The organism is Pseudomonas sp. KB_15, assembly GCF_052114525.1.
In the GTDB taxonomy this organism is placed as follows: domain Bacteria; phylum Pseudomonadota; class Gammaproteobacteria; order Pseudomonadales; family Pseudomonadaceae; genus Aquipseudomonas.
This window is the reverse complement of the sequence record NZ_JBFREX010000209.1, coordinates 1-453: the sequence shown is the minus strand read 5'-3', so window position 1 is coordinate 453 and position 453 is coordinate 1. Positions and strand designations below refer to the sequence as shown.

At 67.5% G+C, this 453-nt stretch carries 1 pseudogene; it reads right to left on the bottom strand.

Features of this window, described 5'->3' with window-relative positions:
* Positions 1-179 precede the first annotated feature (179 nt).
* Positions 180-453: pseudogene (locus AB4Z35_RS30500) on the bottom strand (hydroxymethylglutaryl-CoA lyase); the annotation flags it as partial.

Here is a 453-nt window from a genome sequence, read left to right as displayed (position 1 = left end):
GGGCACGACCAGCGTGACGGTCTTTTCCGGCCACTTCGCGGCGGCGTGGCCAGAAGCCAGCGCGGCGGTACAGGCCATGGCGCCCAGCACGCCTCGAATCCAGCGAATGTTCTTCATCAGGTGTCTCCTTCCTATATGGGTCTTGTCTGACCGGATGCTCGGCGGCATCCGTGTCGGCCTTACGTGCCGCTTTTACCGCGTTGATTCTGCTGGCGCCGCAGCCATGCGATGGAGCGGCCGCCAAGGGGCCGATCCAGCAGCGATTCGGCGAATGTCACCGCATCGAGCAGTCCGTCGAGCGAAATCCCGGTACGCAGGCCGCACTGCTCGGCCATCAGCACCAGGTCTTCGGTGGCCAGGTTGCCTGCCGCGCCGGGGGCAAACGGACAGCCGCCGATGCCGCCCACGCTGGCGTCGAAGCGGCGCACGCCAGCCTCCAGCGCGGCCCATGCG